The organism is Gordonia effusa NBRC 100432, from assembly GCF_000241305.1.
Lineage (GTDB): Bacteria > Actinomycetota > Actinomycetes > Mycobacteriales > Mycobacteriaceae > Gordonia > Gordonia effusa.
Window position 1 is genome coordinate 1 of record NZ_BAEH01000120.1, and the last position, 14,857, is coordinate 14,857.

Sequence of the window (14,857 nt, forward strand, 5' to 3'; positions counted from 1 at the left end):
CCGACCGTGAACAGGAACTCGAATGCTTTGTTGACCACTAGGTAGGCGAGCACCGCACCGGCTACAAACAGAACTGTCGCGGCGCTCACGAATGTGAACCCGTATCGGCGTTCGTTGCGATGAAGTCCGGGTGTGATGAATTGCCAGAGTTGGTAGAACCAGATGGGGGTAGCGATGACGACGCCCGCGGTCAGTCCGACCTTGAGTCGCAACATGAACTGATCGAACGGACCGGTGGCGAGAAGTTTACAGCTACCGTCGGCGGTGATACTGGCGCGAGCCGAAGCTGGCAACGAACAGTAGGGTTCGCGCAGAATTTCGCCAAGCGATTCAAGCCCAAAAATAGTATGGGAGTACCAGAAGAAGCCGAAAATCGTTGTCAGCAGGATCGCGATCAGCGAGACGACGATTCGGTGCCGTAGCTCGTAGAGATGGTCGACGAGCGACATCGTCCCGTCGGGGTTGATCCTACTGCGACGCCGACGGGGATCGAGAGGTATGCGCACTGGCGGAGAAGCCCGGCGTTAAGCCGACTTCTGCACGTCTTCAGGTTTACTGGTGGGCACTGGCGCCGGAGCCGCAACCTCGGAAGCGGAAAGTTCGCGCGGTGCTTCGGTAACCGGAGCATCGGGCTTGCCGTCGTTGGCCATTTCCTTGACTTCGGATTTAAAGATGCGCAGTGATCGTCCCAGGCCGCGCGCGGCATCCGGCAGTTTCTTCGAGCCAAAGAGGATAACGAAGGCCAGCACGACCAGGATGATGTGCCACGGCTGAATGGCGCCCATGAGTACAACCCTTTCGAATGAGACTGTTGCCTATGCTACCGGACATCGCGGTAGTTCATGTGGTCAGTTGTAACGTGCCCGCGCCGCCGTTGCCTCTCGCGTGACCTGGTCGATTACCTGATCTGACGCTCCGCCCGAACCGGTGATCCGAATCTGACCACCGAATCCCAGAATGAACCTGGTCAGCCACTCATCCGAACCGTAACGCAGCGTCGCGGGTTGTACGCCGTCATCGCGTGCCGGGCCCTGCTGTTCGAGGAGGTAGTACTCAAAGGCCCAGCGCGCGGATGCGTCGACATCGAGTTCGACGCTCGGCAAGTCGGCGTTCTCGGACATGATGGGCGATGGACGTTCTATCGCCGCGTCGGGAGGTGATTGGGCCGGTTCGTCGAGGATGTGCGCCGCATCGATCCGATCGAAGCGGAACAATCTCATTCCAGCGCTGCTCCGGCACCACGCCGACAAATACGTGCTCCCGTCGGTCACCTGGACCGTGACCGGGTCGACCACCCGATCGCTGATTGAATCACGGCTGGCGGTGTAATACCGGATCGAAAGCGCGCGGGCCTCGTGTACCGCTCGACGGATCGTTTCGTAGATCTCCTTGCGCACCGGGTCCGCGTCGTCGGCCGCCACCGCTGGCGCTGACTCGGCCCCCACTGCGGCAGCGATCTTCGCGATCGCGCGTTCGACCGCGTCTGGTGCGGTCGCGTGGGTCTGAGTCAGCGCGCGCAGCGCGGTAAGTAGCACCGTCGCCTCGGTTGAGGTCAATTGAAGTGGGCGGTCGATTCCGGCGCTGAAGTTGACCTGAACATGTCCCTCGGAATAGGAAATGTCGATCAGGTCGTCGGGGTACTGGTACTTGCCCGGCAAGCCACACACGAAGAGCTGATCGAGGTCTTTGACCAGTTTATCCTCGTCAACGTTGAGGTCCTCGGCCGCCTGTTCCAAGGTAATCCCCTGGCGCGCAAGGAAATACGGGATCAGAGTCAGCAGGCGTGTCAGTTGTTCGGATTGGGCCGGCATCTCACGCTCCCGCCGCGATGATCGCGTCGAGCGCACCAATTACCTTGTCACGCAACGATTTCGGTTCGAGAACCACCACATCGCTGCCCGCGGACAAGACCATTCGGACCAGACCTGATTCGGTGCCGATCGGAACTTCGATTTCGTCACCCGCGGCACCGTCGCGCTGGGCCGGCGTGACCGTAGTCGCGATCCGTCGCAAGCCGGCCGCCCGGTCGTCGGCGACCCACAGCCGCGCGGTCGCGCCGCCGTCGGCACCCGATGCCGAATCAACCGTGGCGGCAACGGCGGCAGTCAGATCCAGGCCGGCGGGAATCTCGAATGCGCCTGCCTTACCCACGGTGCGCACATCGGTCACTCGCGACAGCCGAAAGACTCGCTGATCATTCCGGTCGCGGTCGTGGCCGATCACATACCACCGGCCACGGTGGGTCAGCACTCCCCACGGTTCAAGCGTCCGCCTCGATGCCTCGCCCGCGCCCGATGGTCGATGAGAAAACGTCACCGCCCGGCGGCTCGTGCTGGCATCGATCAAGGTTCGGGTCACCGGTTCTGAGCTGACCCGACGCGGCGAGATCTCAATATCCTCCGTAACGCGTACGTCGATGCCCGCGCCTTTGAGTTTGAGTACCGCCGACTGCGTCAGCCGCGCGATATCTGGACTGTCCCACACGACAGCGGCCATCGCGACCGCGGCGGCCTCATCTTCGGCGAGCACGATCTCCGGCAGCTCGTAGCTTTCGCGATCGATTCGATAGCCTTCGACACCTGCTGCTCGCGGCGCCGTCCCGGTCAACAGTGGAACACCCATATCGCGCAGTTCGGCCTTGTCCCGCTCGAACATCCGGTTGAACGCCTCGTCGCTCTGCGGTTCGTCGGCATAGCCGACGACGTTCTCCCGGATGAACTCGGCGGTCACGAACTGTCTGGCTTCGCGCAGGCAGATGACCAGGTTCAGCAGCCGTTCAGTTCTATTTCGTGCCACCGCGATATCTTATGACTCACATCGATGCGATGAGCCGATCGACGCGCTCATCGACGCTGCGGAACGGATCCTTGCACAGCACTGTCCGCTGGGCTTGATCGTTGAGTTTCAAATGCACCCAGTCGACCGTGAAATCGCGGCCGGTCTTCTGTGCGGCCGAAATGAAGTCGCCGCGCAATTTTGCCCGAGTGGTCTGCGGCGGCTCTTCCACCGCGTTCGCGATCGCCTCGTCGGTGGTGGCGCGGGCGACCAAGCCCTTACGCGTCAACACGTCGAACACCCCACGGCCGCGCTTGATGTCGTGATACGCCAGGTCGAGTTGGGCGATCTTCGGGTCGGTCAACTCCATCCCGAATTTGTCTTGGTAGCGCTGAAATAGCTTTCGCTTGATGACCCAGTCGATCTCGGTGTCCACCTTGGAGAAATCGTCGGACTCCACGGCGTCGAGGATGCGTCCCCACAAGTCCACCACGACGGCCATCGACGGGTCGGGATGTCCGCCGGCGATGTGGTCAACGGCGCGGGCGTGATACTCACGCTGAATGTCGAGCGCGCTGGCCGTTTTGCCGCCGGCTAACCGCACCTGTCGGCGGCCGGTCGGATCATGCGAGATTTCCCGGATCGCCCGAATTGGGTTGTCCAGGGCGAAGTCTCGGAAACTCAACCCCGCTTCGATCATCTCCAGGACCAGCGTCGCGGAGCCGACCTTGAGTAGCGTCGTCATTTCCGCCATGTTGGAGTCACCGACGATGACATGCAGGCGACGATATTTCTCGGCGTCGGCGTGGGGTTCGTCGCGGGTGTTGATGATCGGTCGCGATCGTGTCGTCGCCGACGACACGCCTTCCCAAATATGTTCCGCCCGTTGGGATAAGCAGAAATCAGCCGATTTGGGAGTCTGCAGCACCTTGCCGGCGCCGCAGATCAATTGCCTGGTCACCAGGAAGGGCAGCAGAACGTCGGAGATCCGTGAGAACTCGCCGGCACGGACCACCAGGAAGTTCTCGTGGCACCCGTAGGAATTCCCGGCAGAGTCGGTGTTGTTCTTGAACAGATAAATGTCGCCGCCGATACCCTCGTCGGCCAACCGAGCCTCCGCATCGATGAGCAGATCCTCCAAGACCAGCTCTCCCGCGCGATCGTGATTGATCAACTGGACCAGGCTGTCGCATTCGGCGGTGGCATACTCCGGATGCGATCCGACATCGAGGTAGAGTCGAGCGCCGTTGCGCAAGAACACATTCGACGACCGCCCCCACGACACGACGCGGCGGAACAGATACCGCGCCACCTCGTCCGGGCTAAGCCGACGGTGGCCGTGAAAAGTGCATGTCACACCGAATTCGGTCTCGATGCCCATGATTCGACGCTGCACGGAAGACCTCAGTCCTTCTTGTCGGGGTCGGCTTCGGGCGCCGCTTCCGGCTCGGGCGCCGGTACCTGGGCCAGCAGGTCGGCAACTTGCTCGTTGCGTAAACGTCTGAAGGCGCGTCGCGGCCGATTGCGGTCGAGGATCGCGACCTCCACATCGTCGGCGGTGAGGACTCTTGGCTGTTCGCCGACGGCGCCGAGTGCAACCGCGGCAACCGAAACCGCTTGAGCCAGTGGCAGATCGGCGCTGTAATGCTCCGTCAGGGATTTGTTGATCGCCTCGGTCACGCCACCCATCACCAGAAATCGGGTCTCATCGGCAATCGAACCGTCGTAGCTGATCCGATAGAGCTGCGACGGAGTGGTCCGCCCCGGCTTGGCCACTTCGGCGACGCACAACTCCACCTCGTATGGCTTGGCTTGCTCGGTGAATACCGATCCCAACGTATTGGCATAGGCGTTCGCCAGCGAGAGTCCACTCACATCGGCGCGGTCGTAGCTATAGCCGCGCAGATCCGCGAGTTGGATACCGGCCTTACGCAGGCTCTCGAACTCGTTGTATTTGCCTACTGCGGCAAAGCCGATGCGGTCGTAGATCTCACTGATCTTGCGCAGCGTGTTCGACGGATTCTCCGCCACGAACAGCACACCGTCGGCATAGGTCAACGCCACGACGCTGCGTCCGCGGGCAATCCCCTTGCGCGCCAACTCCGAACGATCCCGCATGATCTGCTCGGCACTCGCGTAGTACGGAAATGTCATCGCAGGTCTCCCTCCCCGCGGTGGCTGCCGCGCGGCGCGTGCTGTTCGGTTCGCACCCTGGTGATTTCGGTAGCAGCCGCCGAGATATCCGATTCGGGCACTTCGGTGGCGCCATCGGCGCTCACGGTGACCGCCGTCGGGAAGATCTGGCGCACAATGTCGGGACCGCCGGTGGCCGAATCATCGTCCGCCGCGTCATACAGTGCTTCGATCGCGATCGATAGCGCACCGGCCGCGTCGAGGTCGGCCCGGTAGCGCTTCTTCAGCGACGATTTCGCGAAGACCGAACCAGAACCAATAGCTGCGTAACCGCCGAATTCCTCATGCCGATCCCCCGCGACGTCGAAGGAAAAGATCCGGCCGGGCGCGCCGGCCTCGGCATCGGTGTCGAACCCGACGAGCAGCGGAACAGCGGCAAGCCCTTGCATTGCCGCGGCGAGGTTGCCGCGCACCATCGCGGCGAGCCGGCTGACTTTGCCGTCGAGGGTCAGCGGAACACCTTCGAGCTTCTCGTAGTGCTCAAGCTCGACGGCGAATAGCCGTACCATCTCGATGGCGATGCCCGCCGTACCCGCGATACCCGCCGCCGAGTAGTCGTCGGTGATGTACACCTTGCGCACGTCGCGAGTGGCGATCAGATTGCCCGCAGTGGCCCGGCGGTCACCGGCAAGCACTACGCCACCGGCATACGAGACCGCCACAATCGTTGTGCCATGCGGTATTTCAGTTGTCGCGGCGCCGGCACCGGTGATAGACGCGAGTCGGGCGGCGGGCAGTTGATCGGGTGCGTGTACGCGAAGATATTCGGTGAAAGACGAGATGTCAGGTCCGTCCGAGGGTACGCCGGGACTCACTGGCCGCCCTTCTGGACATAGGCCCGCACGAAGTCTTCGGCGTTCTCCTCCAGCACATCGTCGATCTCGTCGAGCAGATCGTCGGTCTCTTCCGCGAGCTTCTCGCGACGTTCCTGACCCGCACCACCATCGGGGGTGAGATCGTCGTCATCGCTGCCACCACCGCGGTGAGTCTGTTCCTGCGCCATGCCGCCTCCTATCGGTCGGGCCAGCCATGAAATACCTCAGATGACTGGGTAGCACTACCCTACCGGGGTCCGCGCGCAGATGTGTGAGGCTCGCAGCTACCTCGTGCACAAGCCCGATCGAGCCGAGCGGCCCTGGGCCCCTGGCGAAGCCAGCCGTAAAGTCACGGCGAAGCCAGCCGTAAAGTCACGGCGAAGCCAGCCGTAAAGTCACGGCGAAGCCAGCCGTAAAGTCACGGCGAAGCTGGCTCTATTTGACCGTCAGTTGATCGACGAGTTCGGCCGCACTGTTGACCGAATCGAGTAGCTCACCGACATGCGCGCGACTGCCGCGCAATGGTTCCAGCGTCGGAATGCGGACGAGTGAGTCGCCGCCGAGGTCGAAGATCACCGAATCCCAGCTCGCCGCTGCGATGTCGGCGCCGAATCGGCGCAGGCATTCGCCACGGAAATACGCTCGAGTCTGCTCGGGCGGGTTGCTGATGGCGTCGAGGACTTGCGCTTCGGTGACCAGCCTCTTCATGGATCCGCGGGCGACGAGCCGGTTGTAGAGTCCTTTGTCGAGGCGCACGTCGGAGTATTGCAGGTCGATCAGGTGAAGGCGCGGTGCCGACCAGCTCAGCCCTTCACGCTGCCGGAATCCCTCGAGTAGCCGTAGCTTTGCCGGCCAATCGAGCAGGTCGGCGCATTCCATCGGATCGCGTTCGAGTTTGTCGAGTACGTCGGCCCAGGTCGCGAGGACGTGGGCGGCTCGCTCGTCATCGGGGTGTTCCCGATCGTGGAAGCTCTGACAGCGCGCCAGATACTCACGTTGCAGTGCCAGGCCGGTGAGTTCACGACCGTCGGTGAGTGCGACGGTCGCGGTCAACGTCGGGTCATGGCTGATGGTGTGCACGGCGGTGACCGGCCGGGCCAATTCGAGATCGGAGAAGTCGTAGCCAGCCTCGATGAGATCGAGGACGAGCGCGGCGGTACCGACTTTGAGGTAGGTCGAGGTCTCGGACAGATTGGCATCGCCGACGATAACGTGCAGTCGGCGATAGCGGTCAGGATCGGCGTGCGGTTCGTCGCGGGTGTTGATGATGCCGCGTTTGAGCGTCGTCTCCAGCCCGACTTCGACCTCGATATAGTCGGCGCGCTGACTGAGCTGGAAGCCCGACTCGTCGCCGGATTGGCCGATGCCGACTCGTCCCGAACCGACGACGACCTGTCGCGAGGCGAAGAACGGGATGAGTCCGGCGATGATCGCCGGAAACGGCGTCTCCCGGCTCATCAAGTAGTTCTCATGAGTGCCGTAGGAGGCGCCCTTACCGTCAATGTTGTTCTTGTACAACTGCAGAGCCGGCGCCCCCGGCACACTCGCGACGTGGCGCGCCGCCGCCTCCATTACGCGCTCCCCGGCTTTGTCCCAGATCACCGCGTCGAGTGGGTCGGTAACCTCGGGTGCCGAATATTCCGGGTGCGCATGATCGACGTAAAGCCGCGCACCGTTGGTGAGGATCATATTCGCGGCGCCGATCTCGTCGGCGTCAATGATGGGAGCGGGTCCTGAAGATCGGCCGAGGTCAAATCCGCGGGCGTCGCGCAACGGCGATTCGACTTCGTAATCCCACCGGGTCCGCTTAGCCCGCGGGACGCCCGCGGCTGCGGCATATGCGAGTACCGCCTGTGTCGACGTCATTATCGGGTTGGCGGTCGGATCCGAAGGAGCGGATATGCCGTATTCGACCTCGGTGCCGATTATTCGCTGCATGAGGTCGAGGGTAGTGCCCGCCACCACTAACCGCCGCGCCGGGACTCCCCCGCTCCGGTAGCGTCTACCGCTGTGAAAGCCTTCCGCCGGTTCACCGTTCGGGTCCAACTTCCCGCCAACTTGCAACCCCTCACCGAACTCGCCGCCAACTTGAGGTGGTCGTGGCATCGGCCAACACAGGACCTCTTCGCCGAGATTGATCCGGAAGTCTGGGCGGCACACGGCGATCCGCAACGCGTCCTCGACGAGACGACGCCCGAACGTCTCACCGAGCTGAGCGACGACGCCGACTTCTCCACGCGAGTGGCGGCGGCCGCCAACGATCTCGCGGAGTACCGCTCAGCCACTGCTTGGTACGGCGAATTGGCGGCACGCCAACCCGTACCGGCGTCCATCGCGTATTTCTCGATGGAATTCGGTATCACCGAAGTACTCCCGATCTACTCCGGTGGCCTCGGTATTCTCGCCGGCGATCATCTCAAGGCGGCCTCCGACCTCGGCTTGCCGCTTATCGGTATCGGCCTGTTCTATCGGTCCGGCTACTTCCGCCAATCGTTGACCGCCGATGGCTGGCAGATAGAGAACTATCCGATCAACGATCCGCGGGCCCTGCCGTTGACACCACTGTGCGACGGCGACGACCCGGTGTTGATCACTGTCTCGATGCCCGGTGGTCGACGTCTCACCGCTCGGGTCTTGGTAGCCAGAGTGGGTCGAATCAGCTTGCTGCTCTTGGACTCTGACCTGCCTGAGAACGATGCCGAACTACGCGGTGTCACCGATCGCCTCTACGGCGGCGATCAGGACCACCGCATCAAACAGGAAATCCTGCTCGGCGTCGGGGGTGTCCGGGCGGTCCGCGAATACACTCGCATCACCGGCACCCCGGCGCCGGAGGTGTTCCACATGAACGAGGGACACGCGGGTTTCCTTGGGCTAGAACGCATCCGGGAGTTGGTCACCGACGCTCAGCTCAGCTTCACGCAGGCCGAAGCCGCCGTGCGCGCGTCGACGGTGTTCACCACGCACACCCCGGTACCTGCCGGAATCGATCGATTCCCGATGACGATGGTCCGCCATTATTTCGATGCGGACGAGAGCGGGTCATCGCGGCTGCTCCCCGACCTGCCGGTAGATGTGATCTGCGAGCTGGGTGACGAAGCCGCACCGGATATTTTCAACATGGCGCATCTCGGGCTGCGGTTGGGGCAACGCGCCAACGGTGTGTCGAAGTTGCACGGCGAGGTATCGCGGGAGATGTTCGGCGACCTATGGCCTGGGTTCGATACCACCGAGGTGCCTATTGGATCGATTACCAACGGGGTGCACGGCGACACCTGGCGGTCGCCGCACTGGCCGCAAGACGGCACATTATCCGACGCCGAGATTTGGGCGATTCGCAGCGAACTCCGCGATTCGTTAGTGGCCGAGGTCCGCCGGCGGACCTATGCGAGCGGCCGCGCTCGTGGCCACAGCGATGCCGAGTTGGCCTGGACGCGTGAGGTTTTCGATTCCCGCGTGCTGACAATCGGATTCGCCCGACGTGCCGCTACCTACAAGCGGTTGACGCTGATGCTGCGCGACCCCGAGCGGCTGCGCCGCCTACTCACCGATCCGCATCGACCGATTCAACTCGTCGTCGCTGGCAAAGCACATCCCGCTGACGACGGCGGGAAATCTCTGATCCAGCAGATCGTTCGGTTCACCGACGACCCGGCGTTGCGCGGACGAATCGTCTTCCTCCCCGACTACGACATCGGCATGGCGCGTCATATCTACGCTGGATGCGATGTGTGGCTTAACAATCCGGTGCGCCCGATGGAGGCGTGCGGAACGTCGGGGATGAAATCGGCGCTCAACGGCGGGTTGAACCTGTCCATTCTCGATGGCTGGTGGGATGAGATGGCCGACGGCCACAATGGCTGGGCGATCCCGTCCGCGGACGAGATCGGCGACGAGCATCGACGCGACGATATCGAGGCGACGGCACTTTACGAACTCCTCGAGAATACCGTTGTGCCGCTCTACTATTCGTCTGCGTCCGGACAGCTCCGGACTCTCGACGACGATGCGATTCCGGCCGGTTGGGTCGATATGGTGCGTCACACCATCGACGAACTGGCTCCCCAGGTGTTGGCCGAACGGATGGTCCGCGAGTACACCACGGAGTTGTATTCGCCTGCGGCGCAATCTTTCCGCGACGCGTGTGTCAACGACTACGCATTGGCACGTGATCTGGCTGACTACCGCGACCGGCTCGCGCTGGCGTGGCCATCGGTAGCGGTCACCGGCATCGACGAGGATTTGCCGCCGCACTCGTCGGGCGTGGTCGCACCGGGTTCACGGGTTGGGCTGACAGCGCATGTGGCGCTCGGCGGCCTGGACGCCGGCGAAGTTGCCGTACAAGCCGTCGGCGGAACGGTCGACGCCGCCGGCGAGATCGTCGACCCGATCGTTACGACCTTGTCGGCGACCGGCGCGACCGATTCGTCTGGCCGTGCGCTATTCACCGGTGGGCTCGACGTCGCGCGGTCCGGGCGCATCGGCTACACCGTGCGAGTGCTCCCCAATCATCGCGGATTGGCGGTTACCAGCGAGGCTGGTCTGGTGCGGTACCCGTAAGGCGCGGAAGCCGCCACCACAAGCCCTATTTCTTCTTCAGCACCAACCTGCGCCAGGTGAAAACGAACAAGAGCAATGCCATAGCGGCCAGAATTCCGTACGACAGCCCCAGATACATCAATTCGTGGCTCCACAGTTTCTCGATTTCGGCCGACTGGGCATCGGGTGACACCTCGCGTAGATCCACCACCGACGCCGCGCCCGAGTACCCCCATCGGGCTGGGAATATCCAGGAGAGTTGCTCCAAACCTGGCCGCCCGGCAAGCGCGAAAAGGCCGCCACAGAAGACGAACTGCACCATCACGACGATGACGAGCGGGGGCATCGTCTGCTCGGTCGATCGGACCGCAGCCGAAATGGCCAGGCCCACAAGGGTACTGACGCAGCCGAGGAATGCCACGATGAAGAACAGCTCGAGCCAGCCCGGTAGAAAGAAACTCGCCTCGGGAACACCTTTGCGGGCGTAGTTGATCGCCAGCATCACCGCGGTCTGCAGGGATACCGCGACGAAGAAGACAACCACCTTTGCCCACAGATATGCCCCGGGACGCAAGCCAACCGCGCGTTCGCGCTCAAAGATCGGCCGCTCCCCCACCAGATCTCGTACCGAGAGTGCGGTACCCATGAAGGCCGCACCGACGACGAGTACCACCAACATCTGTACGGTCTCGGCCGGCTCGTCGACGTTATTCGACAGATACCCGGACGATCCGGGAATCACCAGCGAGAGAGCACCCAGCACGAGGGGCAGCAACACGAGGAAGATCAGATACCCGACGTCGGCGAAGATCAGCCGCGTCTGCCGACGCGCGACCGTAGAAAGTTGCCGGAAGAATCCGCTCTGCGGCGCGCGTACCACCGGTCCGGTGGACGTCGGTGTCGGCGGCGCGGGCTGTGATGCGAATCGGGAGGTGTAGCGAGCGTGGGCGGCATCGGGCTGGTCCGCGACGTAGCCGAATATCTCGGCCCAGTCAGTGGTTCCCATCGCCGAACCCACCTGGCTCGGCGGACCGCAGAACGCCGTCTTACCGCCCGGCGCCAGCAGCAGTACTTCATCGCACAGCGACAGGTAACTCAGTGAGTGGGTGACCACGACGATCACGCGGCCCGCGTCGGCGAGGCGGCGTAACGTGTTCATCACCTGGCGGTCCAATGCCGGATCGAGCCCCGACGTCGGCTCGTCGAGAATCAGCAGCGATGGACCGGTCAGCAACTCCATCGCGACCGATGCGCGCTTCCGCTGGCCACCCGACAGTTTGTCGACGCGCGTGTCCAGATGCTCGATGAGCTGCAATTCGGTGAGTACACCGGCGACCACCTGCGCCCGATCGGCCTTGTTCATATCCGGCGGCAACCGAAGTTGTGCCGCGTAGCCCAGTGCCTGACGCAGAGTCAGTTTGCGATGCAGCACGTCATCCTGCGGCACCATCCCGATACGGGACCGGAGTGCGTCGTATTCGGCGTGTACGTCGCGACCCTCGAACTGCACGACGCCGGCGGTGGGCCGGGACAGTCCGGCGATAATCTTCGCCGCGGTCGACTTGCCGGCACCGGACGGGCCGATGATCGCGGTCAATGTTCCGGGAGCCGCGGAGACACTCACATTCCGCAACAGTTCCTTGCCGTCGATCGTCAGTCCGACGCCATGCACCTCGAGACCGCCGGCAACCACGGACTTGGCCTGTCCGCGCATGAGATTGCCCGCCGACACCACGAAGTCGCTGTTACCGATGGTGACGACGTCGCCGTCGGTTAGCGGATGGTGGACCACACGCTGACCGTTGACGTACGTGCCGTTGACACTGCGCAGGTCGTCGATGAACATGCCCGCGGTGGTATTCGTGAGTTTGGCGTGATGACGCGAGGCCAACACGTCCGAAACGACGATGTCGTTGTCCGGGGTACGACCGATGGTCTGGGTGCCGGTTAACGTAATCGCTTGTCGCCCAGCCTGTTCCGGTGCGGTCAGAGCATTGGCGACGTTGTGCAGCAGCGATTGGAGATGCGGCGCGGCATCGGCGTCGGGCAGGTTCGGTGGATGAATCGTCGGCTCACCGAAGCCGCTCGCACCGGGCCCGCCCGCTGAGGATCCCTGTCCGGGCACGAACTGCCGTGGCTGTTGCGGGTGTCCCGGTGGTGCATGTGGCGCGGGGGGCTGCCGTCGCTGAGCCGGCGCGAACGGTTGCTGAGGCGCCGGGCTTCCAAAGGGCTTGACGGCTGGCTGTTGTGCGGGTGGCGGTTGGTACGGCGCCTGCTGTTGCGGCGGTTGTTGCGCAGGAGGCATTTGCGAGGGCGCTTGCGGCACAGCCGAACTCGGCGCAGGAGGTACAGCCGAACTCGGCGCTGGAGGTACCAGTGTCACCGCGCCCGGCGGCGGCCCCGGCATCGCTTGGGCCGATGACTGCGCCGCCGGCGACATCTCCACGAGCGGGCCGGTCTGCGGGTCCCCGAGACGTACGTTCTGCGTGCCGCTCCCGGCCAGCACCTCTGTTATCCGCGTCGGACCGACATACGATCCATTCGTTGAACCGAGGTCGCAGACATACCACTGGCCGTTGCGCCACTCGATACTCAGATGCTGCCTCGACACCAAGTGGTGATTGACGACGATGTCGTTCTCCGGTGTTCGCCCTATCGTCAATCGTGCCTTGGCGCCGACCAGGCGCACGGTGCCGTCCACCGTGACGCGAATCGGCGCGATCTCTACGCTGCTCATCACCGACAAACAATAATCGGTGCCGGTTCAAAACGGGCGGATGCGCACCAAATTACAGATACTGCCCGGTGTTCGTCTCGGTATCAATCGCGCGGCTCGCTCCGCTGCTCTTGCCCGTCACCAGTGTCCGGATATAGACGATACGCTCGCCTTTCTTACCTGAGATCCGTGCCCAATCGTCCGGATTGGTGGTGTTCGGCAGATCTTCATTTTCCGCGAACTCATCGAGAATTGAGTCGAACAAATGACTGATACGAAGACCTGGCTGGCCCGACTCCAACTGTGACTTGATCGCGTACTTCTTCGACCGGTCGACGACATTCTGGATCATCGCACCCGAGTTGAAATCCTTGAAATACATGATTTCTTTGTCACCGTTGGCGTAGGTGACCTCGAGGAAGCGGTTGTCGTCGCTCTCGGCGTACATCCGGTCGACCACCCGCTCGATCATCGTCTTGACGCAGAGCGCCCGATCATCGCCGAACTCGGCGAGGTCGTCGGCATGTACCGGCAGTTCGGTGACCAGATACTTGGAGAAGATGTCCATCGCCGCTTCGGCATCAGGCCGCTCGATCTTGATCTTCACGTCGAGGCGACCGGGCCGCAGAATGGCCGGGTCGATCATGTCCTCGCGATTGGAGGCACCGATGACGATGACATTCTCGAGTCCTTCGACGCCGTCGATCTCGCTGAGCAGCTGCGGCACCACGGTCGTCTCCACATCCGACGACACACCGGAACCGCGGGTACGGAAAATCGAATCCATCTCGTCGAAGAACACGATGACCGGCGTACCTTCGGATGCCTTTTCGCGTGCGCGCTGGAAGATCAACCGGATATGCCGTTCAGTTTCACCGACGAACTTGTTCAACAATTCCGGGCCCTTGATGTTCAAGAAATACGACTTGGCTTCCTTGGCATCGTCACCACGAGCCTGAGCGATCTTCTTGGCAAGTGAATTGGCCACCGCTTTGGCGATGAGCGTCTTTCCGCACCCGGGCGGACCGTAGAGCAGCACTCCCTTAGGTGGTCGCAACGAATATTCGCGAAACAGATCCTTGTGCAGGAATGGTAGCTCCACCGCGTCGCGGATCTGTTCAATCTGCCGGCCAAGGCCGCCGATATCCTCGTAGCCGACATCGGGCACTTCCTCAAGCACCAAATCTTCGACCTCGGCCTTAGGAATCCGCTCGAAAGCAAAGCCGGCCTTGTTGTCGATCAACAGCGAATCGCCGGGCCGCAGTTTGCGATTGGTCGACTCACGGTCCGGGTCAGTCGCCGCCAGCAGAGGTTCGGCCAGGCGCACCACCCGCTCTTCGTCGGCATGTCCGACGATGAGTGCGCGGCGCCCGTCATTCAGCACCTCGCGCAGTGTCCCGATCTCACCGACGGTGTCGAAATCGGTTGCCTCCACAACGGTCAACGCCTCATTGAGCCTGAGCGTCTGACCGTGGTGCAACGTCTCGACATCGATATTCGGTGAGACGGTGAGCCGCATCTTGCGACCGGAGGTGAAAACGTCGACGGTGTCGTCGGGGTAGGTCGCGAGTAGGACGCCGTAACCGCTTGGCGGCTGCCCGAGACGGTCAACCTCTTCGCGGAGCACGATGAGCTGCTGACGCGCGTCTTTGAGAGTGTCCAGGAGTTTGGCGTTGCGGACGGTCAGCGCATCGACTCGTTCCTGAAGTTCCTTGGCATCGCCGGACTGTCGGGGCACTCCGGGTCGTGACTCGGGGGTGCGATCTGATTCGGTCATGACTGACTCCTCTCGGCGTCGCATTACGCGCTCGCGCCAACG

General features: G+C 62.7%; 12 protein-coding genes. 1 reads left to right on the forward strand and 11 read right to left on the reverse strand.

From position 1 onward, the window contains the following. The 9 genes from tatC to dop form a co-directional block, all read right to left on the reverse strand. On the reverse strand, positions 1-506 hold a 506-nt coding region (gene tatC, locus GOEFS_RS20510; protein WP_040525813.1), incomplete at its 3' end, for a twin-arginine translocase subunit TatC. An 18-nt stretch (positions 507-524) separates the two neighbouring features. Continuing rightward, positions 525-785, reverse strand: a complete 261-nt coding sequence (gene tatA, locus GOEFS_RS20515) for a Sec-independent protein translocase subunit TatA (protein ID WP_007319877.1) — start codon at positions 783-785, stop codon at positions 525-527. A gap of 63 nt (positions 786-848) precedes the next feature. Further along, positions 849-1,811, reverse strand: coding sequence for a helix-turn-helix transcriptional regulator (locus tag GOEFS_RS20520; protein ID WP_007319878.1), 963 nt, complete (start codon positions 1,809-1,811; stop codon positions 849-851). Between the two features lies 1 nt (position 1,812). Then, on the reverse strand, positions 1,813-2,796 hold the full coding sequence (locus tag GOEFS_RS20525; RefSeq protein ID WP_007319879.1) for a helix-turn-helix transcriptional regulator: 984 nt from the start codon (positions 2,794-2,796) through the stop codon (positions 1,813-1,815). 16 nt (positions 2,797-2,812) lie between these two features. Continuing rightward, positions 2,813-4,171: a Pup--protein ligase gene (gene pafA, locus GOEFS_RS20530; RefSeq protein ID WP_007319880.1), complete on the reverse strand. Its 1,359-nt coding sequence runs from the start codon at positions 4,169-4,171 to the stop codon at positions 2,813-2,815. A gap of 8 nt (positions 4,172-4,179) precedes the next feature. Beyond that, positions 4,180-4,929 carry a proteasome subunit alpha gene (gene prcA / locus GOEFS_RS20535; RefSeq protein WP_007319881.1) on the reverse strand — a complete coding sequence of 250 codons (750 nt, stop codon included), beginning with the start codon at positions 4,927-4,929 and terminating at the stop codon, positions 4,180-4,182. Then, entirely contained in the window at positions 4,926-5,783 is an 858-nt protein-coding gene (gene prcB / locus GOEFS_RS20540) for a proteasome subunit beta (protein ID WP_007319882.1), read from the reverse strand. Before prcB ends, prcA begins: the two co-directional genes overlap by 4 nt. Beyond that, the gene (locus tag GOEFS_RS20545; protein ID WP_007319883.1) at positions 5,780-5,971 is read right to left on the reverse strand and encodes a ubiquitin-like protein Pup; all 192 of its coding nucleotides are present in this window, start codon (positions 5,969-5,971) and stop codon (positions 5,780-5,782) included. Before GOEFS_RS20545 ends, prcB begins: the two co-directional genes overlap by 4 nt. Before the next feature lie 247 nt (positions 5,972-6,218). After that, entirely contained in the window at positions 6,219-7,721 is a 1,503-nt protein-coding gene (gene dop, locus GOEFS_RS20550) for a depupylase/deamidase Dop (protein ID WP_040525800.1), read from the reverse strand. A 72-nt stretch (positions 7,722-7,793) separates the two neighbouring features. Between dop and glgP the strand changes: the two genes are divergently transcribed. Continuing rightward, on the forward strand, positions 7,794-10,343 hold the full coding sequence (gene glgP / locus GOEFS_RS20555; RefSeq protein ID WP_007319885.1) for an alpha-glucan family phosphorylase: 2,550 nt from the start codon (positions 7,794-7,796) through the stop codon (positions 10,341-10,343). Between the two features lie 25 nt (positions 10,344-10,368). On the opposite strand, the gene GOEFS_RS20560 is transcribed toward glgP, so the two are convergent. Next, on the reverse strand, positions 10,369-13,059 hold the full coding sequence (locus GOEFS_RS20560) for an FHA domain-containing protein (RefSeq protein ID WP_040525802.1): 2,691 nt from the start codon (positions 13,057-13,059) through the stop codon (positions 10,369-10,371). A 52-nt stretch (positions 13,060-13,111) separates the two neighbouring features. After that, positions 13,112-14,815, reverse strand: a complete 1,704-nt coding sequence (gene arc, locus GOEFS_RS20565) for a proteasome ATPase (RefSeq protein WP_007319887.1) — start codon at positions 14,813-14,815, stop codon at positions 13,112-13,114. Between the last annotated feature and the right edge of the window lie 42 nt (positions 14,816-14,857).

Bases quoted from the DNA above. Each gene is read 5' to 3' on its own strand.
- arc (WP_007319887.1), bottom strand. From the start codon at position 14,815: ATGACCGAATCAGATCGCACCCCCGAGTCACGACCCGGAGTGCCCCGA.
- tatA (WP_007319877.1), bottom strand. From the start codon at position 785: ATGGGCGCCATTCAGCCGTGGCACATCATCCTGGTCGTGCTGGCCTTC.
- prcA (WP_007319881.1), bottom strand. From the start codon at position 4,929: ATGACATTTCCGTACTACGCGAGTGCCGAGCAGATCATGCGGGATCGT.
- GOEFS_RS20560 (WP_040525802.1), bottom strand. From the start codon at position 13,059: ATGAGCAGCGTAGAGATCGCGCCGATTCGCGTCACGGTGGACGGCACC.
- GOEFS_RS20545 (WP_007319883.1), bottom strand. From the start codon at position 5,971: ATGGCGCAGGAACAGACTCACCGCGGTGGTGGCAGCGATGACGACGAT.
- GOEFS_RS20520 (WP_007319878.1), bottom strand. From the start codon at position 1,811: ATGCCGGCCCAATCCGAACAACTGACACGCCTGCTGACTCTGATCCCG.
- dop (WP_040525800.1), bottom strand. From the start codon at position 7,721: ATGCAGCGAATAATCGGCACCGAGGTCGAATACGGCATATCCGCTCCT.